This is a genomic window from Aeromonas sp. 601039, from assembly GCF_049174415.1.
Lineage (GTDB): Bacteria > Pseudomonadota > Gammaproteobacteria > Enterobacterales > Aeromonadaceae > Aeromonas > Aeromonas veronii_A.
Genome location: NZ_JAAKTL010000004.1, coordinates 96,593 through 119,606, shown reverse-complemented (window position 1 = coordinate 119,606; position 23,014 = coordinate 96,593). Strand labels below are relative to the sequence as shown.

Genomic DNA, 23,014 nt, shown 5'->3' with positions numbered 1-23,014 from the left:
AAGGCTCCCTATTGATACAACAAGGAGTGTGTATGTCTGTGCAACAGCAGGATCCCCGTCATGATCCGAACCGCGTGATCCGTGCCCCGCGCGGTACCGAGCTGACCGCCAAGAGCTGGCTCACCGAGGCGCCGCTGCGGATGCTGATGAACAACCTGGATCCCGAGGTGGCCGAGCATCCCCAGTCGCTGGTGGTGTATGGCGGCATCGGTCGCGCTGCCCGCAACTGGGCCTGCTTCGACAAGATCGTCGAGGTGCTGACCCGGCTGGAGGAGGATCAGACCCTGCTGGTGCAATCCGGCAAGCCGGTCGGGGTGTTCCAGACCCACAAGGATGCGCCGCGGGTGCTGATCGCCAACTCCAACCTGGTGCCCCACTGGGCCAACTGGGAGCACTTCAACGAGCTCGATAAGAAGGGGTTGATGATGTACGGCCAGATGACCGCGGGCTCTTGGATCTACATCGGTACTCAGGGGATCGTGCAGGGCACTTACGAGACCTTCTTCGCGGTGGCCAATCAGCACTTCAACGGCGAACCCAAGGGGCGCTGGATCCTGACCGGTGGCTTGGGCGGCATGGGCGGTGCCCAGCCGCTGGCCGCCACCATGGCCGGCTTCTCGATGATCGCAGTGGAGTGCGACGAAACCCGCATCGATTTTCGTCTGCGCACCCGTTATGTGGACAAGAAGGCCCACAGTCTGGATGAGGCGCTGGCCATGGTCGAGGAGGCCAAACAGAGCGGCAGCGCTATCTCCATCGGCCTACTCGGCAACGCCGCTGACGTGTTCGCCGAACTGGTGGCTCGTGGCATCACCCCGGATGTGGTGACCGACCAGACCTCCGCCCACGACCCGGTTCACGGCTACCTGCCGCAGGGTTGGAGCGTGGCAAAGTGGCGCGAGCTGCAACAGAGTGCCCCGCAGGAGGTGAATCTGGCTGCTCGTCGCTCCATGGCCCGTCAGGTGGAGGCGATGCTGACCCTGCAAGAGCGCGGCGCGGCGACTCTGGATTACGGCAACAACATCCGCCAGATGGCGCTGGAGGAGGGGGTGGCGAACGCCTTCGACTTCCCCGGCTTCGTCCCCGCCTATATCCGCCCGCTGTTCTGCGAGGGGATAGGCCCGTTCCGCTGGGTGGCCCTCTCCGGCGATCCGGAAGATATCTACAAGACCGATCAGAAGGTGAAAGAGCTGATCCCCGACGATCCTCACCTGCACAACTGGCTCGACATGGCCCGCGAGCGCATCGCGTTTCAGGGACTGCCGGCGCGGATCTGCTGGGTCGGGGTCAAGGATCGGGTACGCCTCGGTCTGGCTTTCAATGAGATGGTGAAAAACGGCGAGCTGAAAGCCCCCATCGTCATTGGCCGCGACCATCTGGATTCCGGCTCGGTGGCGAGCCCGAACCGCGAGACCGAGTCGATGATGGATGGCTCCGATGCCGTCTCCGACTGGCCGCTGCTCAACGCCCTGCTCAACACGGCCGGCGGCGCGACCTGGGTGTCGCTGCACCACGGCGGCGGGGTCGGCATGGGCTTCTCCCAGCACTCCGGCGTGGTGATCGTCTGTGATGGCTCCGATGACGCGGCTCGCCGCGTCGGTCGGGTGCTGCGCAACGACCCGGCCACCGGCGTGATGCGCCATGCCGATGCGGGCTACGAGATTGCCATCAACTGCGCCTGCGAGGCGAAACTGGATCTGCCGATGATTGACGGCGCCAACGGTGTCAAAGGAAAGGTGTAACACCATGTTTGAATTGACTATTACCCCGGGCGAGCTGGATCTTGCCACCCTGCGCCGCGTCAGCCGCGAGCCGGTACATATTGCACTGGATCCGGCGGCGTTGCCGGGGATCCACGCCTCAGCCGCCGTGGTTACCAAGGTGATCGAGCAGAACCGGGTGGTGTATGGCATCAACACCGGCTTTGGCCTGTTGGCCAACACCCGCATTCCGGTGGAGCAGCTGGACGAGTTGCAGCGTTCCATCGTGCTTTCCCACGCGGCAGGGATTGGCGAGTACATGGATGACGCCACCGTGCGGCTGATGATGGTGCTCAAGCTCAACTCGCTGGCGCGGGGCTTCTCCGGCATCCGGCTGACGGTGCTTGAGGCCCTGATGACCCTCATCAACGCTGAAGTCTATCCGGTGGTGCCGAAGAAGGGATCCGTCGGTGCCTCTGGCGATCTGGCGCCGCTGGCTCATATGAGCTGCCTGCTGATCGGGGAGGGCAAGGCTCGTCACAAGGGCGAGCTGATCGACGCCGCCACAGCGCTGAAAATTGCCGGGCTCGAGCCTATCGCGCTGGCACCCAAAGAAGGATTGGCGCTGCTCAACGGCACTCAGGCGAGCACCGCCTTCGCGCTGGAAGGGCTGTTCCATGCCGAGGATCTCTACGCCGGTGCCATCACCATCGGTGCCATGAGCGTGGAGGCCGCCCTTGGCAGCCGCCGGCCGTTCGATGCCCGCATCCACGAAGTGCGCGGTCAGCGTGGTCAGATTGATGCGGCCGCCTGCTATCGCCACCTGCTGGTGGATGGCAGCGAGATCGGCATGTCCCATCACAACTGTGAGAAGGTACAGGATCCCTACTCATTGCGCTGCCAGCCGCAGGTGATGGGCGCCTGCCTGACCCAGATCCGCCACGCCGCCGAGGTGCTGGTGTGCGAGGCCAACGCGGTCTCCGACAACCCGCTGGTGTTTGCCGAGGATGAGGAGATCATCTCCGGCGGCAACTTCCACGCCGAGCCGGTCGCCTTCGCCGCCGATAATCTGGCACTGGCCATCGCCGAGATAGGTTCCCTCTCCGAGCGGCGCATGGCGCTGTTGATCGACTCTCGGATGTCCGGTCTGCCGGCGTTTCTGGTCAATAACGGCGGGGTGAATTCGGGCTTTATGATCGCTCAGGTCACCTCGGCTGCGCTGGCCTCCGAGAACAAGACCCTGGCCCATCCCGCCTCGGTGGATAGTCTGCCCACTTCCGCCAATCAGGAGGATCACGTCTCCATGGCGACCTTCGCTGGCCGCCGGCTGGCAGACATGGCGGAGAACACCCGCGGCATTCTGGCTGTTGAACTGCTGGCGGCGGCACAGGGGCTCGATTTCCGCGCGCCGCTGCGCAGTACCGAGCTGATCGAGCAGGCCAAGGGACGACTGCGGGCAGAGGTGAGCTTCTACGACAAAGACAGGTACTTCGCGCCGGACATCGAAGCTGCCGCCGCCCTGCTGGGTCGTGCCAGCTACAACGACCTGATCCCGGCCGGGATGCTGCCCAGCCTGTAAGCCTTGATCCCCTTTCTCCCCTGGCGGGAGAAGGGTGGGGGATGAGGGGGAGGCCGCTTCACTGGCGCCGGTGACTGCCGGGAGCAGATAACAAAAGACCGCCCAATCGGGCGGTCTTTGCGTTTCTGACGTTGGTTGAACGCGGTTATTCGTGTTCGAACATCAGGAACAGATAGACCACAAACAACACCAGATGGGTCGCTCCATGGAGCACATTGGTGCGGCCGCTGCTGAAGGTCACTTTACAGACCATCAGGGTTGTGACCAGCAGCACCATATCGGCGGGGGAGAGGCCGAGGCGTACCTCCTGATCCAGCATGGAGCCGATAAAGAGCACGGCAGGCACGGTGAGGGCGATGGTGGCCAGCACAGAGCCGAAGTAGAGGTTCATTGCCCGCTGCAACTGGTTGTTGAAGGCGGCTTTGATGGCGCCGACTGCTTCGGGGGCCAGCACGATGCAGGCCACGATAAAGCCGCCCAGTGCGGCGGGTGCTTCCATCACATGCACCCCGTAGTTGATGGGGATGGCCAGGGTCTTGGCCAGCAGGATCACCACCAGCAGGTAGGCGAGCAGCAGGATGGTGTGATAGACGTTGCTCTGCAGCGGGCCGTGGTGCTCCTCATAATCCTCGTGATCGCTGTCGACGAAGAAGTGGCTGTGGCTGCGGGTCTGGATCAGCAGAAAGACCCCGTAGAGCAGGATCGAGATGATGATCAGCATCCACGACATGGCGCGCGACATACTGCCGATTGCACCGCCCTCGGTGAAGTTGGGCAGCACCAGACAGAGCAGGGCCAGCGGGATGATGGCCACCAGATAGGATTTGACCCCGTCCAGATTAAAGCTCTGGGTGTGGTAGCGCCAGCCGCCAAACAGCAGGGTGAAGCCCACCAGACCGGTACTCACCAGCATCACTACTGCAAACATGGTATCGCGGGCCATGGTGGGGTTAGGCTCACCGGTCAGCATCACCGAAGAGATCATCACCACCTCCAGCGAGATGACCGAGAGGGTGAGGATCAGGGTGCCGAAGGGCTCGCCCAGCTTGATGGCGAGGGCATCGGAGTGGCGCACCACCGAGAAGATAGCCCAGGTGACGATGGCCAGTAGTGCAGCCGAAACCGGAAGATAGATCCCGAGCGGAGTTGTCTCTGTCAGCAGGTCGCTCCCGATCGTCTTGAAAAAGAGCAGGGTCAGCAGGCCGACGGGCAGGGCAATCTCTTGCCGGATAAATGTCTTCATAGGCAATGGTTCTCATCTCGGGACGGCGCTGGCCGACAGGGATTGATGGGAGGCGTGCGTGAAGGTGCTCACGGTAGCCGAATGCTTATGATAAGGGTTCCATCCTCTCAGGGGCAGATCATTTTGTTGCTGAATGTAAATGGTGGTTCAAGGGCGATGAGCCAGGTCGTGGCAGAGGCTTTGGGAGTGTCAGCCTCTGTGCAAAAGGGTGCGTGTGCTCCCGGTGGGGGGAGCCCTGCCAGCGCTGGCCTGTGCAATATCGGTGTCAGCTCTCTTGCGAATATTGTGGAGGCCATGTCTGCTGCCAGATGGCAAGCTCTGCCAGCGCCATGGGCCTGCCAAAGACGTAACCCTGGATCAGATAGACGCCGTGTTGCCGCAAGTAATCAACCTGTTCCCGCGTCTCAACCCCTTCCGCAATCATCTCCATGCCTGATTCCAGGCCAAACGTGATGATGGCATCCAGCACGCTGCGTTTGAGGTCGTTGGTGCCTATGGTATCGACGAACATCTTGTCGATCTTGATCTGGCGGATCCCGAGGCTCTGCAGGTAGGCAAAACCACCGTAGCCGGTACCGAAATCATCCAGTTTGAAGTGATATCCCATCTGCTGCAACAGGGTGATCTCCTCGGTAGCGGCTTTGATGTCGAGGATCGGCTTGCGTTCTGTCAGCTCGAAGGTAAGGCGCTCGGGCGAAGGGTTATGGTGTTCACTCAACATGTTGCGCAGCAAGGGTTGTTCGATATGGGTGGCCATCAGATTGACACTGATCCACTGCTCTGGTGGCAACAGCGGCAGATCCGTGATCACCTGCTCCAGCAACTGCCTGGTGATAGGCAGGATAAGTCCCTGATCTTCAGCATATTCGATGAAAGCGCTCGGGGGGATCAGCTCGTGTCCACGTTGCCAGCGTAGCAGCGCCTCAAAACCGGCAACCTGCCAGGTTCGAAGATCCACCACGGGTTGATAGAAGGGGATGAACTCCTGGCGCACCAATCCGGCCTGCAATAGCCCCTTGAGCGAGCGGCGATAGTTTCGCAGCGACCAGTAAGCGGTCACCAGCAGCAGGCCCAGGATAGTGCCGCTCCAGAGTGCGATTCGTCTGACTTGCTCGCGAGCATACAGGTCCAGTGCAGAACCGGCCCAGATGGTTTGTCGGGTCAGTTTGTCCTGATCAAAGAAGCTCAGGCTGCGGCTGCCCTCTTCCAGCTTGATGGTCCGGTTACCGCGCGGGAAGCGGGGGGTCATCGCTGCGGGATCCCGCTGGCTGAACTCCAGATAGAAACAGTCACTGCAGGGGAGCTGTAGCAGATCGTGGCTCCAGCTGTTATCGAGCACCCAGTAGGCAATGTTGCCGCCGTTTTTGTAGTAGGCAACCATCTCCTGTTCCGTATTGAAACTGGCCGTTGTAGCAGTCAGCCCCAGTTTGTCGGGGAGGGCGCCATCCTGGTTGGCGTTTTTGATGAGCGAAATACCCACACCCAGGCTTGAGCAGCTTTTCCCTGATGCCAGTTCCAGCCCCTGCAGACGAATATGGGTGTTGTAAAAGCGGGGATCCCGCAGCAGTGCCATGTCGTTGGCACCACAATCGAAATCAAACAGCGTCAGCTGCTCGCTCATGGCCTTGTCCAGCGTGTGATGGCGTATCGCCATGGCTCGCTTTATCTCGGCCACCTTCTGCTCAAGCAGGTGGTTGGCCATCGGTTTTGTTAGCCACAGACCGACGGACTGGCTTGCCAGGATGGGCAAGAGCAGTAGCAGTACCGTGATCCAGAGGGGGGTGATGCGTAACAAGGGCGCCTGCCAGTTTTACGAGACACAAATGGGTCAAGCCATCATAGTGCATTAGTACAATCAATTTGAGCTCTACTTGTCACACTTATTGGATGATTTTTTAAATGTATGATTTTAAATGTTTTTATTATTAACCTTGAAAAGATTCAATCGCTGACCTGTCATAAATGACAATTGCTCAACTTATCCGAACTGCTTTAGAGTACCCCTGCGGTTTGACTCACCGTGTGTTCAATACTCCTGTATCTGTTTTTTGTCAGTAGCACAGAGTGTTAGTTTTGATATGAGTGTTCCTTTTGGTCCCTTTTGAGGGACCATTTTTCTGTCTGCTATCTTCCCCTGCTCCACCTGTGTACCTTCCTTGGTATTCTCCCGCTGCTTTGGGTATGCTGCCCCGCTTAAATTACAGAAGCGGGATCCCCGTCCATAGTGATGGCCACAGCGCCACTGCTACCATGAACTCCAATGGATGATGCCGGGCACACGGAAAGGCACATGAAACTCACAACACATCTTGTCTCGTTTATTACCTTGTGCGTGATCGCTGCCATGGCGACCGTGCTGATTGGCGGGGTGTTCAGCTTTCGCGAGCTGGGCATGGAGTTGCAGCAAAAGAAGGTCGATGCGCTGGTCGAGGTGATCGACAAGCAACTCGACGTTGCTCACGGTATGGAGGATATGAGCCGCTGGTTGCCCACCTTGCTGCGGGCGGCTCATGTGGTGGAGCTGGAGGTGCGCCAGAATGACCAGCGGGTCTACTGGTTCCGTGACGTACAGCGTCCGGTTGATGAACCGCTGCTGGTGCCATACAGCCATCCGCTGCCCCATCAGGCTGGCATGCAGGCCAGCTTCAAGCTGGAGCGCCCCTTCAAGGAGGCGGAGTACTCCATCAAGGCGATGTCGGGCATCTCGTTCGGGATCTTCATCGTGGTGTTCGGTCTCTGGTACTCCATCCGCTGGTTGCGTCAGCAGTTGCGCGGCGCCGAGCTGCTGGGCATTCGCGCCCAGCTGATCCTCGATGACAAGCTCTCCAAACTAAGCCATGACCCCGCCGAAGAGTGGCCGGTGGCCGCCAGTCAGGCCCTCGATCATCTGCTCGCCGAGCTGGCGGATGCCCGCAAGGAGCGCAGCCGCTTCGACAACTTCATTCGCAGCAACGCCTTCGTCGACAAGATGACCGGCATCGGCAACCGCCTCTTCTTCGATAACCGGCTCGAGAGCGCTATCATGGAGGCGAGCGTGATGAGTGGCGGTGTCTTGCTGATTGAACTCGCCTGTCTGGAAGAGCTGGAAGCGGAGCAGTTCGAGCTGCAGGGGCATGATCTGCTGCTGGAGGCGAGCGCCGTGATCAGTGCTTTTGTGCGCAAGCATAACGGTGCCTTGCAGGCTCGTTATGCCGGACATGTCTTTGCGGTATTGTTGCCCAACATGTCGGAGAGCGAGATGGTGGACAGTGCCAGCCAGCTGCTCAAAAGTCTGCAACGGCTACACTGGCCGCAGCAGGTCAATCCGGAGACGGCCATCTATATCGGGGCTGTCTGCTACCAGGCGCAAGACACTCTGCTCAAGGTGCAGGAGGAGGCCGAGCTGGCCCTCAAGAGTGCACGTCTGCAGGGGCACAACGGCTGGTTCCTCTATGAAAAGCAGCTGGACGAGGAGCAGAGCAGCAAGGGGACGGTGCGCTGGCGCACCCTCATCAGTCGCCGTCTTGAAGAGCAGGGGATCGATTTTTATACCCAACCGGTCCAGCAGGATCGGGATCAGGTGGTACTGCAGCAGGATCTGCTCACCTATATCCACGATGAGCAGGGGCGGGAACTGCAAGCAGGGATCTTCATGCCAATGGCGGAGAAGGTGGGCCTGCTGCTGCAACTGGATCGGCTGGTGGCGGAGCAAACGCTGGTGTTGCTGCGCCAGCGTTCCGAGCAGAGCTGTCCCATCACTCTGACCCTGAGTGCCCAGAGTCTGCTCAACCGCGAGTTCCAGCGCTGGCTCTTCTTCGCCCTGTTCCAGCTGCCGCGCAGCATCAACGAGCGGTTGATCCTGCAGCTCTCGGAGGCTCAGGTCACACGCCACTTCGAAGCACTCAAGCGGCCGCTGCGCTCCCTGCGGATGCTGGGCTGCCAGCTGGCCATCGATCATGCTGGCCAGGATGTGGTGAGCACCCAGTACATCAAGGAGTTCGAGATCAACTTCCTCAAGCTGCACCCCAGCCTGGTGCGGGAGATTCACGCCCGACAGGTGAACCAGATGGCGGTCCGCAGTCTGGTGGGGGGCTGCGCCAATACCCGTACCCGGGTGCTGGCGGTGGGGGTAGAGAGTGGCGATGAGTGGAAGATGCTGCGCCACCTCGGGGTGCATGCCGGGCAGGGGCCCTGGTTTGCCGAGCCACGCCGGTTGGTGCAGGAGCCGGCTGGTGATTGAGATAAACAAGAGAGGGTCGTCGTGGGGCGACCCTCTCTCGTTTTCGGTTGCCGTCAGGCGGGGCTCACAGTCGCCCCTGCTCCCGCAGTCCGGCCAATCCCTGCATGCCGCCGGTATGGATAAAGACAATCTTGCTGCCGGGGGCGATGCGGCCCGCAGCCAGCTCGCGAAACAGCCCCCACATCGCCTTGCCGCTGTAGATGGGCTCCAAAGGCAGACCTGTTTCGGCGCTGAAATCTTGAACCCACTGCCAGAGGGCCGGGCTGAATTTGGCGTAGCCACCATCGTGGTGATCGAGTGCGACCCGCCAGCCGGGGATGCTGGCGGCAGCGGGATGGAGGCGACACACCTCGTCAGCGATAAAGCCGCCTCCTTTCAGTACCGCAATGGCGAGGATCTGCTCCCGGTCCTGTTTGCCAGCGATTAGGCCCGCCAGGGTGCCGCCGCTGGCACAGGGCAGTACCCAGAGATCCGGCGAGAAGGGTACCTCGCCGACCAGTTCGGCAACCCCGGGGATAGCCAGCGGGCTGCTGCCCCCTTCCGGCACGATCAGGGTATCGGGTGCATCGAATTGGGCCAGCCAGTCGGGATCCTGGCGACGGCGGTAACTCTGGCGGTCGACGAAAACGAGATCCATACCCCAGCGTCTGGCATCCCTCAGGGTGGTATTGCTGACGGCATCAGATTCGCCCCGTATGATACCGGTAGTTCGAAGGCCAGATTGGCACCCTGCTGCTGCCAGTGCATGGATGTGATTGGAGTAGGCGCCGCCAAACGAGAGTAGATGCCGTTTGCCGTGCTCTCTGGCATGAAGCAGGTGGTATTTGAGCTTGCGCCACTTGTTGCCGGAGATGGTCGGATGGATCAGATCATCCCGCTTGCACCAGAGTTCGACGCCGTAGCGGGTCAGCAACGGGTGGTGGAGGGGGTGCAGGGGGGAGGGCAGGATAGCTGACCCCTCTGGCTCGGCTGGAAGGCTGGCTTGCAATGGTGAGTCCGTCTTTTATATAGAGGCTAATCTGCTGTTTATGTTAATATTTCATACATTTAATCACTATTGATGGGCGGGCTTACATGAAAAAACTGTTCAGACGGTCGACGCCAAGCCGCCAGGTCGGGCTCTTGTTGGCCAATGACAGGATCATGCTGGCTGCAGTGGGCAATCCCCCCGTCTTCGCGACGCGCACCATCAACGGCCCACAGGAGTGGGCTGTGGCCATGAACGAGCTGTTCAGCCGTTATGGGCTGGCCAAGTCTAAAGTGCGGGTAGCCCTCGCCGCCAGTCTTTATCAACAGATCCAGATCGACAAGCCCGCCGTGCCCGACGCCGAGATGGCGGGGGCGCTCCCCTGGGCCATCAAGGACTATGTCAGCGAACCCGTGCTGCAACTGGCGATGGATTATGTGGACTTGCCCACCCCGCCTGCCGGTCGTCCGCGCATCAATGTGATCTGCCTGCCCAAGAGCCGGGTGCAACAGCTGGCCGATGCCATCAACGGCATCGCCACCCTGCAATCCATCATCAGCGACGAGCTGGCGCTCACCTCTCTCTATGAAGCGGATGACACTGTGCGCATGCTGCTGTGGCAGCCCAAGGGGCAGGATCTGCAACTGCTGGTCTTCCATCAGGGCGGGCTCTGCTTCTCCCGCCAGCTGCGCGGTTTCACCAGCCTGACCGGCGAACATGAGCCTGACGCCATGCTGCTCGATTCACTGGCGCTGGAGATCCAGCGCTCCCTCGACTATCTGGCGGGCCAGCTCAAATTGCCCGAGCTGGGGCAGATGCAGTTTGCCGTCGCTTCGCCCTTTATCGGTACCCTGGTGCGTCACATGGAGCAGACCTTCGGCTTTGCCGTCTCCGCCATGGCCAACAAGGCGGTGCTGGCCGGCGTCGAATACCTCTCGGCTTATGCTGCCGCATTGGGGGATGATCAATGAGAGTGTTATTCCCCCTTGCTGCCATGGTCAACAAGACAATGTTGCTGGCTGGCGTCGAATACCTTTCTGCCTACGCAGCCGCCATCGGGGAGGATGCGTGATGAAACGTCAGATAAACCTCTATGGTGCCGAGTTTCGTCCCAAGCGGCAGTGGGCCAGCCTCAATCAGATGGCGTTGGTATGGGGTGTTGTGCTGTTGCTGATCCTGCTGACGGCTATCGGTTACAGCTGGCAGCAGCAGCAGGTCAGCCGGGCGCTGGCGCAACGCACCGCCGAGCTGGAGCTCAAGCGCAGCGAGGCCAGACGCCTCGATGCCGAGCTTGCGCGCCATCAGGCGGATCCCCGGCTGCAACAGCAACTGGTCAATAAACGGGATGAGCTGACCGCCAAGCAGGGGCTGATGCGTCAGCTCGGTAGCCTGTCTCTGCAAAAATCCCAGGGCTATGCCAGCGTGATGGCGGATCTCTCCCGCATTCGCAGCAGCAACCTCTCGTTGCAGCGCATCGAGATCAACGAAGGGCGGATCAACCTCTCCGGTTTTGCCGGACGCAGTCAGGATGTGCCGGCCTGGGTCAACCGCTTCAAGCAGACCCCGAGTCTGGTAGGCAAGGAGTTTGGTGAACTGACCCTCGGCCGTGACGAGGAGGGTCGTCTGACCTTCCAGTTGAGCGGCATCGCGCGGGAGAAACCCTGATGAACCTGAAAGCACAATGGCAGGCGTGGGGCCAGCGTATCGCCCGGTTGAGCCAGCGGGAGCGGGTGTTGATCCTGCTTACCGGTCTGGTTTTGCTGGGCGCTGGCAGCATCTACGGTTGGCTCGATGGCGCCGATACCCGCCTGCAGCAGGATCGCATGGCCCTGAGCGCCGCCGAGCGCGACCTCGAAATCATGGAGCTGGAGAACCTCGGCAAACAGGCTCGGCTCAAGCGGGATCCCAATCAGGGCGTTCGCGACCAGCTGGCGCAGGTCGAAGCGGATCTGGCCCGGATCGACGATGAGCTGAAGGCCCAGACCGTCGATCTGATCCCGGCGCACGAGATGCCGCAGGTGCTGGAGGCGCTGCTCTCCCGCTCCGCCAACCTTCACATGCTGGCGCTCAGTTCGCTGGAGCCGACCCCGCTGATGGCGGGAGAACAGAAGGTCAATCTCTACAAACATGGTATCCGGCTTCAGCTTGAAGGCGGCTATTTCGATGTTTATCAATATCTCAAAGCGCTGGAAGCCTTGCCGCGCCACTTTTACTGGAAGCAGTTCGACTACCGGGTCAAATCCTATCCCGGCGCGGTGGTGGAGATGGAGATCTACACCCTGAGTACCAGCAAGGAGTTTATCCGTGGCTAGAGTGTTTGCGTTGTGCTGTTGCCTGTTCAGCGTGCTGGTAAAGGCGGAGCAGGTCGAGGTATTGCAGGATCCCACCGCACCGCTGGCGGATGTGGCGATTGGCGCCCGTGCGACCGGCGAGAGCAACACCGGTTTACCGAAGCTGCAGAGTGTGGTGCTGGGCAATGGCCCGGCGCTGGCGGTGCTCAATGGCAAGAGTTATCGGGTCGGGCAACAGGTGGATGGCTATACGCTGGTGGCCATCACGGCAGATGCCGTGGTGCTGGAAAAGGCGGGCAAACGCCACGCGGTCACACTCTTTGCCAGCAAGATCCGGGTTTGAGTCGTGCTTGCCTTTCGAGAGGTGGAGCGGCTTTATCGAGTTTAATTGCAAGTCAGGGTGCTCTAATTACATGAAAAAACACCGTCTCTGTCTGATCACCATGGCCATGATGGCCGCAGGCTGTACCACGTATCAGCACCCCGAGCCGACCCAGGCCAAGGATGCTCTCAAACAGGCCATGAACGAACAGCAGAAGCAGGCTGCCCCGCTGACCGCCTTGCCCAAATCGGTGCAGAGTGAATTGCTGCAGCTGAACCGGCCGCAGATGCCGGTCGGCATGCCGGAGAAGCGGCTGCGCATCGCGGCTCACGACGTGGAGGCGGTGGAGTTTTTCGGTTCCCTGTTCAAGGGCTCCCGCTACAGCGTGGCGGTTCATCCCGGGGTGGCCGGGCTGGTCTCGGTCGAGCTCAAGGATGTGACCCTGCCGGAGGTGCTGGCGGTGGTAGGTGACATGTATGGCTTCGACGTGCAGCGCAAGGGCAATGTCTTCCACATCTATCCGGCGGGTCTGCGCACCGAAACCATTCCGGTCAACTATCTGATGATGTCCCGCCGTGGCCTCTCCCGCACCTCGGTCAGCACCGGCGGGGTGACTGCCAATGACAACAACAATGGCAGCAATAACAGCAGTTTCGACAGCGCGTCCAACAACAGCGGCAGCAACAGCTCCTCCAGCAACAACTCGAGCGGTGACAACAGCAACGGTACCCGGATCGAGACTGACACCAACAGCGACTACTGGACCGATCTGCGCGACTCCCTGCAGACCCTGATTGGCACGGGTGATGGTCGCGCCGTGATCACCAGCCCGCAGGCGGGTCTGGTCACTATTCGCGCCTATCCGAAGGAGCTCAAGGCGGTACGTGAATTCCTCAATCAATCCGAGAGTCACCTCAAGCGCCAGGTGGTGCTGGAGGCGCGGATCATCGAAGTCGCCCTCAACGAAGGGTATGAGCAGGGGGTTGACTGGAGCGGTCTCTCCGCCAGTTGGGATGGCGGCAAGGGTATTACCGGCGGCCAGTCACTTGCCAAGACCCAGCTGCCCACCACCCCCAACCAGATCTTCAGTGCGCTGGGCGGCGGCGCCGGTTTCACGATCTCTGATGGCAACTTCGAGGTGGCGGTCAACCTGCTCAAGACCCAGGGCGATGTGAATACCCTCTCCAGCCCCCGTGTCACCGCGACCAACAACCAGAAGGCGGTGATCAAGGTGGGGACGGACGAATATTTCGTCACCAATGCATCGACAACAACCGTGAGCACGACGAGCGGTGACCGAACAACTCCCAATGTAGAGTTGACCCCTTTCTTCTCAGGTATTTCTTTGGATGTAACACCACAGATCGATGAAGAGGGGAAGGTGCTGCTGCATATCCATCCCTCCGTTATCGATACTGAAGAACAAACCAAGACCATAAAGGTGACAGACAGCGATACGCTGGTGTTGCCGTTGGCGAAAAGCTCCATTCGAGAGTCCGATACCGTAGTGCAGGCCAATAACGGCGACATTATCGTCATCGGTGGTCTGATGAAGACCGACAAGCAGGAGATCGTCAGCAAGGTGCCGCTGCTGGGAGATATTCCCTGGGTGGGCGAAGCCTTTACCAATCGTCGCGAGAGCACCAAGAAGGTGGAGCTGGTGATCATGCTCAAACCGACCGTGGTGGAGAAAGATACCTGGCAAAACGAGCTGCAGCGTTCCGCAGATCTGCTCGACAAGTGGTATCCGGCGAAGGGGTAAGCCATGAGCTGGCGATTGGCATCTTTCCATTCCGCCGTACTGCGGGCCGAGGCTCGCGGTCGCAGGTTCCCCGTACTGGCTGGTGAGCGCCCATGTACCTGAGCCACTTCGGCCTGCAGGAGGCGCCGTTCGGCCTCACCCCCAATACCGGCTTCTACTACGGCCTGCCCCCTCACGAGGAGGCGCAACAGGTGCTCAATTGGGCGCTGGCGCAAGGGGAGGGATTTATCAAGGTGACCGGCGAGGTGGGTACCGGCAAGACCCTGCTCTGCCGAAAACTGCTGAGCGAGCTGGGCTCGGAAGAGTGCCCGGTGCGGCTCGCCTGGTTGCCCAATCCCCACCTCAGCCCGGCCGAGCTGCGCACAGCGCTGGCGCTGGAACTGGGGTTGTCGGTGCGGGAGCAGAGTGAGCTGGATCTTACCGATCGCATCCATCGTCACCTGATCAGCCTGCACCAGCAGGGCAGTCGGGTGGTGGTGCTGATCGATGAGGCCCAGGCGCTGCCTGACGAGACTCTGGAGGCGATTCGCCTGTTTGGCAATCTCGAGACCGAATCGAGCAAGCTGCTGCAGATTGTGCTGTTCGGCCAGCCGGAGCTGGATATCAGACTGGCCAGGCCCCACCTGCGCCAACTGCGCCAGCGGATCGGCTTTTCATACTGCCTGCGCCCGCTGCGCTTTGACGAGACCCGCGCCTATCTGGAGCACAGATTGCAGGTCTCCGGCTACCGCGGGGCACCACTGTTTGCCGGCCGCGCCATGCGGATGCTGTGGCGGGCCTCGCGAGGGATCCCGAGACTTATCAACATCCTGGCGCACAAGTGCCTGATGCTGGCCTACGGTCAGGGGAGGCGCCGGATCGATAGCCGTCTGGTGAGGCTCGCCATTCGCGATACCGACGATGCCAGCCGCTTTGCGCCATTGCGCTGGTGGCCCCTGTTACTGTTACTGTTGCTGGGGTGCGCCCTGGCTTATGGAGTCTGGCCATGAGCGTTATCAACCAGATGCTGAAAGATCTGGATCGGCGCCAGCAAGGCGCCGAGGGAACTGCCGTCTATATTGCCCCTGCGCGCCAGCAGGGGTGGTGGATGTTGCTGCTGACCCTGATCTGTGGTCTGGCATTGGGGATCCTCGGTTGGCGCACCTGGATCTACTGGCAGCAGACACACCCTGTCGTCGCCGCCAGCGAAGTGGTGGTTCCCGATGTGGTGACACGGGCCGCCGAGCCAGTCAATCCGCCCGAGCCGGTCGCAGTGGCCGCTGCGCTGCCGTTGCCGGGTGGGGATGAGAGAGTGGCTGATACCGCTGGCGGGCAGGTAGAGGGAGAGATGGCCGATGGTGCCCCCTTTGATGCCTCCAGCGATGTTGACGATTCGGAGCCGACCGATGAAGAGCTGCAGCCCGAGCTATACGCCGAACTGGCGGCAGAGCAGCAGGCTGTCGCCAGCGCCCCGCGTAAACCGGGCATATTGAAGATCGAGACGGTCGAGCTGTCGGCCAAGGAGCTGGCGGCACTGGCGGAGCGCAAGGCGACGACCGCCATGGCCAAGGGAAGCCTGCGGGATGCGCAGGACAACTACTATCAGGTGCTGGCCCACGATCCCTATAACCAGGGGGCGCGCGAGCAACTGGCGGGGTTGCTCTACGGCGAGGGGCGCCTGACCGAGGCGCGCCAGCTGCTGGAGGAGGGGATCCGGCTCGATCCCCAACAGGCCGATTTTCGTCTGCTGCTGGCCCGTCTTGCCATCAACGAGGGGCAGCAACAGCAGGCGCTTGGCTGGTTGTCCGGTTATCAACCTGATCTTGCCAGCAACCTGGACTATTACGCCACTTGGGCGGGTCTGACCCAGGAGCTGGGTCAAAATGCCGATGCGGCGGCGCTCTATGTGAAGCTGCTGCGCCAGCAGCCGGATCAGGGCCGCTGGTGGCTTGGTCTCGGTGTCGCCGAGGATGGTCAGGGGCACAGCCAGCGGGCACTCGATGCCTATCGCAACGCCCTGCTGCACGGCAATCTCGGCGAGGCGTCGACCAACTGGCTGGAACAACGAATAGGCCAACTAACCCCTTGATAAACGCAGATTCGATGAGCGAAGCCTCATCGGATGCGGCAACGGGTGTGAAGTAACAGATATCGGAGCAAACATGGCACAACCCAGACTGAAAATGCGCCTCGGCGACCTGCTGGTTCAGGAGCAGATCATCTCTGATGATCAGTTGCAGCTTGCCCTGCAGCAGCAGCGTCAGACCGGACGCAAACTGGGTACCACTCTGATTGACCTCGGCTTTATCAGCGAGGTACAGCTGCTGCAGTTCCTCGCTCGCCAGCTGGATGTACCCTTCTTCGATCTCAATAACCTCACCATCGATGCCGCCGCGGTGCCGCTGCTGCCCGAAGTGCAGGCGCGCCGTTATCGGGCGCTGGCGGTCAACCTTACCGACGACAAGGTGACGGTAGCCATGTCGGATCCGGCGGACTTGAGTGCGCTGGATGCCATTGCTGCCTTGCTGAGCCCGCGGGATATGGTGCTGGCGGTCGCGCGGGAAGGGCAGTTGCTGGACTATTTTGACCGCCTCTATCGCCGCACCCGCGAGATTGAGAGCTTCGCCGAACAGCTGCAGGAGGAGTATCAGGACTCCGGCTTCGAGTTGGGTTCAGGTAATCTGGGGGCCAATGACGAGGGGGAGGCGACGGTGGCCAAGCTGCTGCGCTCCCTGTTCGAGGATGCGGTGCAGGTGGGAGCGTCGGATATCCACATCGAGCCGGACGAGAAGGTGCTGCGCATTCGCCAGCGGATCGACGGCATCCTCCACGAGAATATCCTCAACGAGGTGCGCATCGCCCAGGCGCTGGTGCTGCGTCTCAAGCTGGTGGCCGGGCTCGATATCTCCGAGAAGCGCTTGCCGCAGGATGGCCGTTTCAACATGAAGGTGCGCGGCCGTGATGTGGATGTGCGGATGTCCACCATGCCGGTGCAGTATGGCGAGTCTGTGGTGATGCGTCTGCTGGATCAATCCTCCGGCATCCTGTCGCTGACCGAGACCGGCATGCCGCCGGAGATCCTGACCCGTTTCCGTCGTCAGCTCAAACGCCCGCACGGCATGATCCTGGTGACCGGCCCCACCGGTAGCGGCAAGACCACCACCCTCTATGGCGCTCTCTCCGAGCTCAACCAGTCCAGCAACAAGATCATCACGGTCGAAGATCCGGTGGAGTATCGTTTGCCCCGTATCAGCCAGGTGCAGGTCAATCCCAAGATCGGTCTCACCTTTTCCCACGTGTTGCGTTCTACCCTGCGTCAGGATCCGGACATCCTGCTGGTGGGTGAGATGCGTGACAACGAGACGGTGGAGATCGGCCTGCGTGGCGCCATCACCGGTCACCTGGTGCTGACCACCCTGCACACCAACGATGCGGTGACCAGTGCCTTGCGCCTTATCGACATGGGGGCGCCCGGCTATCTGGTGGCGAGTGCCCTGCGGGCTGTGGTCGCCCAGCGGCTGGTGCGGCGGGTATGTGAGCACTGCGTCGAGGAGAAGGCGCCCGACGAAGGGCAGGCCACCTGGCTCACCGTGCTTTCCGGCGAGGCGCCTGGCCAGCATACCTATCACAAGGGCCGGGGTTGCCAGAGCTGCAACTTTACCGGTTATTCCGGCCGGATCGGGGTCTACGAGCTACTGGAGCTGGATCAGCCGATGATGGATGCCCTGCGCCGCAACGATGCGGAAGGGTTCGCCAAGGCGGCCCGTCAACACGAACACTACCGGCCGCTGGCCCTCACTGCCCTCGATTATGCCCGTCAGGGGATCACCTCGGTGGATGAGGTGTTGCGACTGGCCGAGGATTTGGGGTAAGCGATGGCTAACTTTGCTTACAAGGGGCGTGACAGCCAGGGCAACGCCACCAGTGGCGTGGTCGAAGCGGCCAACGAGATGGCGGCCGCCGAGCAGCTGATGCGCCGTGGTGTGATGCCCACCGAGCTCAAACCGGGCAAGGCCAAGTCCGCCGCCATCGACTGGTCACTGTTGCTGGAAGGTGGCGTCAAGCTGGATGAGCTGGTGATCTTCAGCCGCCAGATGTATGCCCTGACCCGGGCCGGGATCCCGATCCTGCGTGCCATCGCCGGGTTGGAGGAGAGTACCCACAGCAAGCCGCTCAAGCGGGCGCTTCACTCGCTGGGGGAAGATCTTGGCAACGGTCGCCCGCTCTCCAGCTCGATGCAGGCGCACCCCAAGGTATTCAGCAGCCTGTTCGTCGCCATCATCCATGTGGGTGAGAACACAGGTCAGCTGGAAGAGTCCTTTTTGCAGCTCGCCAACTATTTCGAGCTGGAGCTGGAGACTCGCAAGCGGATCAAGACCGCGATGCGCTACCCCAGCTTCGTGATGATCGCCATCGGTATCGCCATGGTGATCCTCAATATCATGGTGATCCCGGTGTTTGCCGGCATGTTCGCCAAATTCGGGGTGGAGTTGCCGCTGGCGACCCGCATTCTGCTCGCCACCTCGCACTTTTTTGTCAACTACTGGTGGCTGCTGCTCGCTATTCTGGCGGGGATGGTGTTCGGTTGGCGCCGCTGGGTCGCCACCACCAAGGGCAAGCTGACCTGGCACCGCTGGCAGCTCAAGTTGCCGATCGTCGGCACCATCATAGAGCGCTCCCTGCTGGCCCGTTTTGCCCGCAGTTTTTCCATGATGCTCAAGGCAGGGGTGCCGCTGAACACCGCGCTGACCCTGGTGGCCGATGCGGTGGATAACGCCTATATGGCGGGGCGGGTACGGGATATGCGCGCCGGTATCGAGCGGGGCGAGAGCCTGCTTCGCACCGCCAGCAGCAGCGGCCTGTTCACCCCGCTGGTGATGCAGATGATCGCCGTGGGTGAGGAGACCGGTCAGGTCGATGACCTGCTGCACGAAGCGGCCGAGTATTACGAGCGCGAGGTGGATTATGACCTCAAGAGTCTCACCGCCCGCATCGAGCCGATCCTGATCGGGATCGTGGCAGTAATGGTGTTGATCCTGGCGCTGGGTATCTTCACGCCTATGTGGGACATGATGAGGGCCGTAAGAGGCAAGTAACCCCGTATCTTCACGCCAGAATGGTGGGACATGATGCGAGCGGGATGTGAGTGGTTCGTAGCAAGTAACTCGGCATCTTCACACCTGAGTGGCTGGGCATGATGAGCGTCGTAAGAGGCAATAGGGCGAGGGAGTCGAGGAGTGGATGAACAGACAGACACAACAGGATGATCGCTGGCTGGCCGGATATCGGCGGATCGCCGTGATAATCCTGCTGATGGTGATCGTCACGACCCTGGTGCGCAGCTATCAGATCAACCGGGAGGAGGCGCAACAGCTTTCGCTCACCCTGCTGGGAGAGCAATTTGCGGAGCGGGCACAGCGTTTGCACGGGATCTGGCTGAATGAACGGCGCCCCGACACCCTGCATAGCGCGGGTCATGGTTGGCAATTTGATGAGCGTGGCTGGCCACTCGGACTGTTGCCCCTGCAATCACCATCAGAAAATTGTCGTCAGTTGTGGCTGGCGTTGGTGGGAGAGACGGAGGGGGGCATGCCACCCTTGCAGTTTCTGGCCCGCCCCGATGGCAGCGGGTGCGAGATGGGGTGGGATGGTTATTGGCTGGTTTATCTGTTTTCCGACGGGCGAGTGATTAAAAAGCCTTGAATGAGGCTAATCATATGACCCAACTACATGATTTTTTTAGGTCTGCATGAAATAATATCGGCCATTACCAAGGGAGCATGAAAATGAAACCAATGGCACCATCAATGCCAAATAACGGGATGACAAGAGTGACCGCCGGCTTCTCCCTGATTGAGCTGGTGATCGTTATCGTGATCCTGGGGATCCTGGCGGTAACAGCATTGCCCCGTTTTCTGGATGTAACCGACGAGGCGAAAAAGGCCAGCGTCGAGGGCGTCTCGGGTGGTTTTGCAACAGGAGTGTCGCTAGTGCGGGCCCAGTGGGAAGCGGAAGGGCGCGCCAAACAGGATAGCCTCAATACCGTGCTCTATGACGGCAGCCGCTTCTATCTGACCACGCCGACCGATGCCCAGATCAGCAACGGCGAGTTGTCTCCCGGCTATCCCATGGATACTGCGGCTAGCGGCAATCCGGATGTGGATCCGGCCAATCTGAGCGCAGAGCGTTGTCTCAAGATTTGGGAGGGGTTGCTGCAAAACCCGCCCAAGGCTACGGCCAACTTCAATGAAGTACGCGGTAGCGGCAATGACCTGAAATACTATGCCACTGTGAGCAGTAATGGACTGGATTCGGTCTGTCGTTACTATCTGGTCAATAGTTTGAGTAAGGGCAGCGATGGCAAGTATCAGGATCCGCAAGGCAGTACTGATGCATTCATGAGTTTCAGTTACCGTCCGGCGTCCGGTCAGGTGACTACCAACATCAATTGACAGAGGAAAGTGAAATGAAAAAACAGGCGGGTTTTACCCTGATCGAACTGGTTATCGTGATCATTATTCTGGGGATTCTGGCGGTCACCGCTGCACCCAAGTTCCTGAATCTGCAGGATGATGCGCGTAAAGCAGCTGCTGATGGGGTCAAAGCATCACTACAGAGTGCGGCTCAGATGATTTACAGTAAGGCGGCTATCCAAGGTATTGAAAACTCTTCTTCGGCAGTCTCTGTTGCTGGCACTACCGTCGATGCCAAGTATGGCTATCCGACAGTAGGTACCATTGCAAACGCCGTTACTTTAGATGGGTGGGATGAAGTATCTGCATCCAAAGGGACCTTCAAGCCCAAGGCGGCTGGCAATAACGCTAATTGCCAAGTTAAATACAATGAGGCCACTTCAGCCGCTGCATTCAGTGTTGATGTGACAGGTTGTAGCAACTGATTGAATTATCAAGCGAGGCTTTGGCCTCGCTTTCTTCTTTCCCCCTATGAGAAAAACCATGCCTGCAACCAAGGGCTTTACCCTGATTGAACTGGTTGTGGTGATCCTGTTACTCGGGATTCTCGCCGCCTTTGTCGTGCCCAAATGGCTGGGCAAAGGCGGCGTTGAAACTCAAACTGTGCGTGATGAACTGCTGACCCGTCTGCGGTTGGTACAGACCGTCAATATGCATGAGCCTGCCAACCGCTGTACCCTGCTGGTGGTCGCCTCTCCCCGTTTTGCCCACCGTACTTATGCGGCGTGTCCCGCCAGCGATGATCTGGGCAGTGGTTGGACCGATAACCTGCGCACCCGTGGTCGGCTGGTGACCGCCTCTGACGGAATCACGCTTTCCCTGAACAGCAACAGAAGCTTCGTACTCCGCTTCGATCAGATGGGCAGACCGCTAGGCAGCTGTGCCAACGGTTGTACCTTGCTGGTGAGTGATGGTCGCGAAACCAGCCGCATCCAGATTGAGTCTGAGGGGTATATCCATGAGATCCCTTAAGCGCGGCTTTACCTTGATTGAGCTGATCGTTGGCATAGTGCTGCTGGCGGTGGCCTTGACCGGCATATTGGGGTTACTCATCAATCAGGCGCCCCGGGCGGTAGACCCGGTGCAGCAGGTGCGTGCCGCCCAGCTGGCCCAGCGCCTCTCCGGCGAGATCCTGCAAAAGTCGTTTGATGAACATTCGGATCATAATGGTGGCCGTTATCGTTGTGGCGAGCAGGTGGCGGGGGTGAACATAGCTCCCTGCTCCGGCAGTTATGGCCCCGATGGTGAGCCGGCTCCCTACGCCTATAACGATGTGGATGACTTCGATACTGCGGGAAACTGGCGGGATGCCAGCTGGTTTACCCAGACGGCGGCGGGGATCAGCGGCGAGGAGTATCGCAACTATCAGGTCAGGATTGCGGTCAGCGCCGTCGATTTTAGCGATGGCACCTTCAAGAGTTGTACCGCGCCCTGTTCTGTGGGCAAGCGGATTGATCTGCAGATCAAGCTGCCGGATGAGAGCGTACTCGACTTCTCCTTCTACCGGGGGAACTACTGATGAATCGTTCCGCTGTCGGGTGTTGCCTGCCTGTCCGAAAGTCCGCTCCTGTAACCACTTCCGGCCTCCGATTATGTCTGGCGGCTAGTCGAACTTACCGTAAACCTGGGGGTAACAGTGGCTTTACCCTGGTCGAGCTGGTGATGGTGATCCTGCTGCTGGGCATCATGGCGACATTTACCAGCCAGTTTATCGGCATCGGCAGCCAGATCTATGGTGATGCCAGCAGTCGTGAGCAGTTGATGAGCGATGCCCGCTTCACCATGGAACGGCTTAATCGCGAACTGCGCGATGCGGTGCCGGGATCGGAGCGGATCGAGACGCTTGATGGTACCTGGGTTGACTCGGGGGCTTGCCTGCGGTTCTGGCCTATCAGCACCTCCAGCCGCTATCTGGCGCTTAACCGTGCCATGTCGGGGAGCACGGCCACCCTTGAGCTGGTGATGGCGACCCCGGCTTCTGCTGCCAGCCCGTCGAGTGCAGATCCGTTAGCCGTCGGCAAAGGTGACTGGATGATCGTTTTCCCGGTACCTGACCCAAGTGCAGGGTCGCTGCTGAGCAATTGTGAATATGGCCGCTGTGTGGCCAGGGTTGCTGATGTGCTGGCGCCCGTCTCCGGCGCACAAACGATCCGCTATACCAATAGCGAGAGTCTGGCTGGCCTCTCTCCCGGTAGCCGTGTCTACTTTGCCAATCAACAGGTACGTTATTGCGTTGATGGGGGCACCCTCACTCGTGCCAGTGCCGCAATCGGTGCTCCTTTACCTGCGCAAGGCGTGCTGATGGCAGAGTCGCTCCGCGCTGGCGGTTTCTATCGGGAAACATCGGCATTCAACGCGGAAGGGGAGTTTGGCATGCGGTTCTTGTTCGAACGCAAGGGGGAGTCGGTCACCTTCAGCCACAAGATCGAGGTGTTCAATGTCCCGTGATGCACTCCCGGCAGGACGGATGCGTGGTAGC

Annotated in this window: 21 protein-coding genes; 18 read left to right on the top strand and 3 right to left on the bottom strand. The window is 60.2% G+C overall.

The window, feature by feature from the left end:
* Positions 1–32 precede the first annotated feature (32 nt).
* Both hutU and hutH read left to right on the top strand, forming a co-directional pair.
* A complete protein-coding gene (hutU, locus tag G5195_RS05425) occupies positions 33–1,742 on the top strand; it encodes a urocanate hydratase (protein ID WP_421223058.1) in 1,710 nt (569 codons plus the stop codon).
* Between the two features lie 4 nt (positions 1,743–1,746).
* Positions 1,747–3,279 carry a histidine ammonia-lyase gene (gene hutH / locus G5195_RS05420; RefSeq protein WP_421223056.1) on the top strand — a complete coding sequence of 511 codons (1,533 nt, stop codon included), beginning with the start codon at positions 1,747–1,749 and terminating at the stop codon, positions 3,277–3,279.
* 145 nt (positions 3,280–3,424) lie between these two features.
* Here the strand turns inward: hutH and G5195_RS05415 are convergent, their stop codons facing one another.
* Complete coding sequence (locus tag G5195_RS05415; protein WP_216952739.1) at positions 3,425–4,522, bottom strand: calcium:proton antiporter; 1,098 nt, start codon at positions 4,520–4,522, stop codon at positions 3,425–3,427.
* Between the two features lie 265 nt (positions 4,523–4,787).
* Positions 4,788–6,317 carry an EAL domain-containing protein gene (locus G5195_RS05410; protein WP_421223054.1) on the bottom strand — a complete coding sequence of 510 codons (1,530 nt, stop codon included), beginning with the start codon at positions 6,315–6,317 and terminating at the stop codon, positions 4,788–4,790.
* Between the two features lie 495 nt (positions 6,318–6,812).
* On the opposite strand from G5195_RS05410, the gene G5195_RS05405 reads away from it, so the two are divergent.
* Positions 6,813–8,741: an EAL domain-containing protein gene (locus G5195_RS05405; RefSeq protein ID WP_421223052.1), complete on the top strand. Its 1,929-nt coding sequence runs from the start codon at positions 6,813–6,815 to the stop codon at positions 8,739–8,741.
* Positions 8,742–8,805: 64 nt separating this feature from the next.
* Here the strand turns inward: G5195_RS05405 and G5195_RS05400 are convergent, their stop codons facing one another.
* Complete coding sequence (locus G5195_RS05400) at positions 8,806–9,729, bottom strand: 1-aminocyclopropane-1-carboxylate deaminase/D-cysteine desulfhydrase (protein WP_216952742.1); 924 nt, start codon at positions 9,727–9,729, stop codon at positions 8,806–8,808.
* An 86-nt stretch (positions 9,730–9,815) separates the two neighbouring features.
* On the opposite strand from G5195_RS05400, the gene G5195_RS05395 reads away from it, so the two are divergent.
* From G5195_RS05395 to G5195_RS05325, 15 genes are all read left to right on the top strand, one after another.
* The gene (locus tag G5195_RS05395; protein WP_421205609.1) at positions 9,816–10,679 is read left to right on the top strand and encodes an MSHA biogenesis protein MshI; all 864 of its coding nucleotides are present in this window, start codon (positions 9,816–9,818) and stop codon (positions 10,677–10,679) included.
* A 100-nt stretch (positions 10,680–10,779) separates the two neighbouring features.
* Positions 10,780–11,373 carry a PilN domain-containing protein gene (locus G5195_RS05390; RefSeq protein WP_227341523.1) on the top strand — a complete coding sequence of 198 codons (594 nt, stop codon included), beginning with the start codon at positions 10,780–10,782 and terminating at the stop codon, positions 11,371–11,373.
* A complete protein-coding gene (gene pilO / locus G5195_RS05385) occupies positions 11,373–12,020 on the top strand; it encodes a type 4a pilus biogenesis protein PilO (protein WP_106844135.1) in 648 nt (215 codons plus the stop codon). The genes G5195_RS05390 and pilO overlap by 1 nt, the downstream gene beginning before the upstream one ends.
* Positions 12,013–12,342 carry a SctD/MshK family protein gene (locus tag G5195_RS05380; RefSeq protein ID WP_106844136.1) on the top strand — a complete coding sequence of 110 codons (330 nt, stop codon included), beginning with the start codon at positions 12,013–12,015 and terminating at the stop codon, positions 12,340–12,342. Before pilO ends, G5195_RS05380 begins: the two co-directional genes overlap by 8 nt.
* A gap of 70 nt (positions 12,343–12,412) precedes the next feature.
* Positions 12,413–14,083, top strand: a complete 1,671-nt coding sequence (gene mshL / locus G5195_RS05375; protein ID WP_421235920.1) for a pilus (MSHA type) biogenesis protein MshL — start codon at positions 12,413–12,415, stop codon at positions 14,081–14,083.
* Between the two features lie 92 nt (positions 14,084–14,175).
* Positions 14,176–15,072: an ExeA family protein gene (locus G5195_RS05370; RefSeq protein WP_216952746.1), complete on the top strand. Its 897-nt coding sequence runs from the start codon at positions 14,176–14,178 to the stop codon at positions 15,070–15,072.
* Positions 15,069–16,151: a tetratricopeptide repeat protein gene (locus G5195_RS05365; RefSeq protein ID WP_266134568.1), complete on the top strand. Its 1,083-nt coding sequence runs from the start codon at positions 15,069–15,071 to the stop codon at positions 16,149–16,151. The genes G5195_RS05370 and G5195_RS05365 overlap by 4 nt, the downstream gene beginning before the upstream one ends.
* A gap of 73 nt (positions 16,152–16,224) precedes the next feature.
* Entirely contained in the window at positions 16,225–17,934 is a 1,710-nt protein-coding gene (gene mshE / locus G5195_RS05360; RefSeq protein ID WP_421223044.1) for an MSHA fimbrial ATPase MshE, read from the top strand.
* Positions 17,935–17,937: 3 nt separating this feature from the next.
* Positions 17,938–19,158, top strand: coding sequence for a type II secretion system F family protein (locus G5195_RS05355; RefSeq protein WP_005340027.1), 1,221 nt, complete (start codon positions 17,938–17,940; stop codon positions 19,156–19,158).
* A 145-nt stretch (positions 19,159–19,303) separates the two neighbouring features.
* Positions 19,304–19,765, top strand: coding sequence for a hypothetical protein (locus tag G5195_RS05350; protein WP_128834793.1), 462 nt, complete (start codon positions 19,304–19,306; stop codon positions 19,763–19,765).
* A 77-nt stretch (positions 19,766–19,842) separates the two neighbouring features.
* Entirely contained in the window at positions 19,843–20,514 is a 672-nt protein-coding gene (locus tag G5195_RS05345; protein ID WP_106844142.1) for a prepilin-type N-terminal cleavage/methylation domain-containing protein, read from the top strand.
* A 14-nt stretch (positions 20,515–20,528) separates the two neighbouring features.
* Complete coding sequence (locus tag G5195_RS05340) at positions 20,529–20,960, top strand: prepilin-type N-terminal cleavage/methylation domain-containing protein (protein WP_106844143.1); 432 nt, start codon at positions 20,529–20,531, stop codon at positions 20,958–20,960.
* Positions 20,961–21,018: 58 nt separating this feature from the next.
* Positions 21,019–21,507 carry a type II secretion system protein gene (locus G5195_RS05335; protein WP_128834795.1) on the top strand — a complete coding sequence of 163 codons (489 nt, stop codon included), beginning with the start codon at positions 21,019–21,021 and terminating at the stop codon, positions 21,505–21,507.
* The gene (locus G5195_RS05330) at positions 21,494–22,054 is read left to right on the top strand and encodes a type II secretion system protein (RefSeq protein ID WP_128834797.1); all 561 of its coding nucleotides are present in this window, start codon (positions 21,494–21,496) and stop codon (positions 22,052–22,054) included. Before G5195_RS05335 ends, G5195_RS05330 begins: the two co-directional genes overlap by 14 nt.
* Positions 22,054–22,983: a PilW family protein gene (locus G5195_RS05325; protein WP_421235919.1), complete on the top strand. Its 930-nt coding sequence runs from the start codon at positions 22,054–22,056 to the stop codon at positions 22,981–22,983. The genes G5195_RS05330 and G5195_RS05325 overlap by 1 nt, the downstream gene beginning before the upstream one ends.
* Positions 22,984–23,014 lie beyond the last annotated feature (31 nt).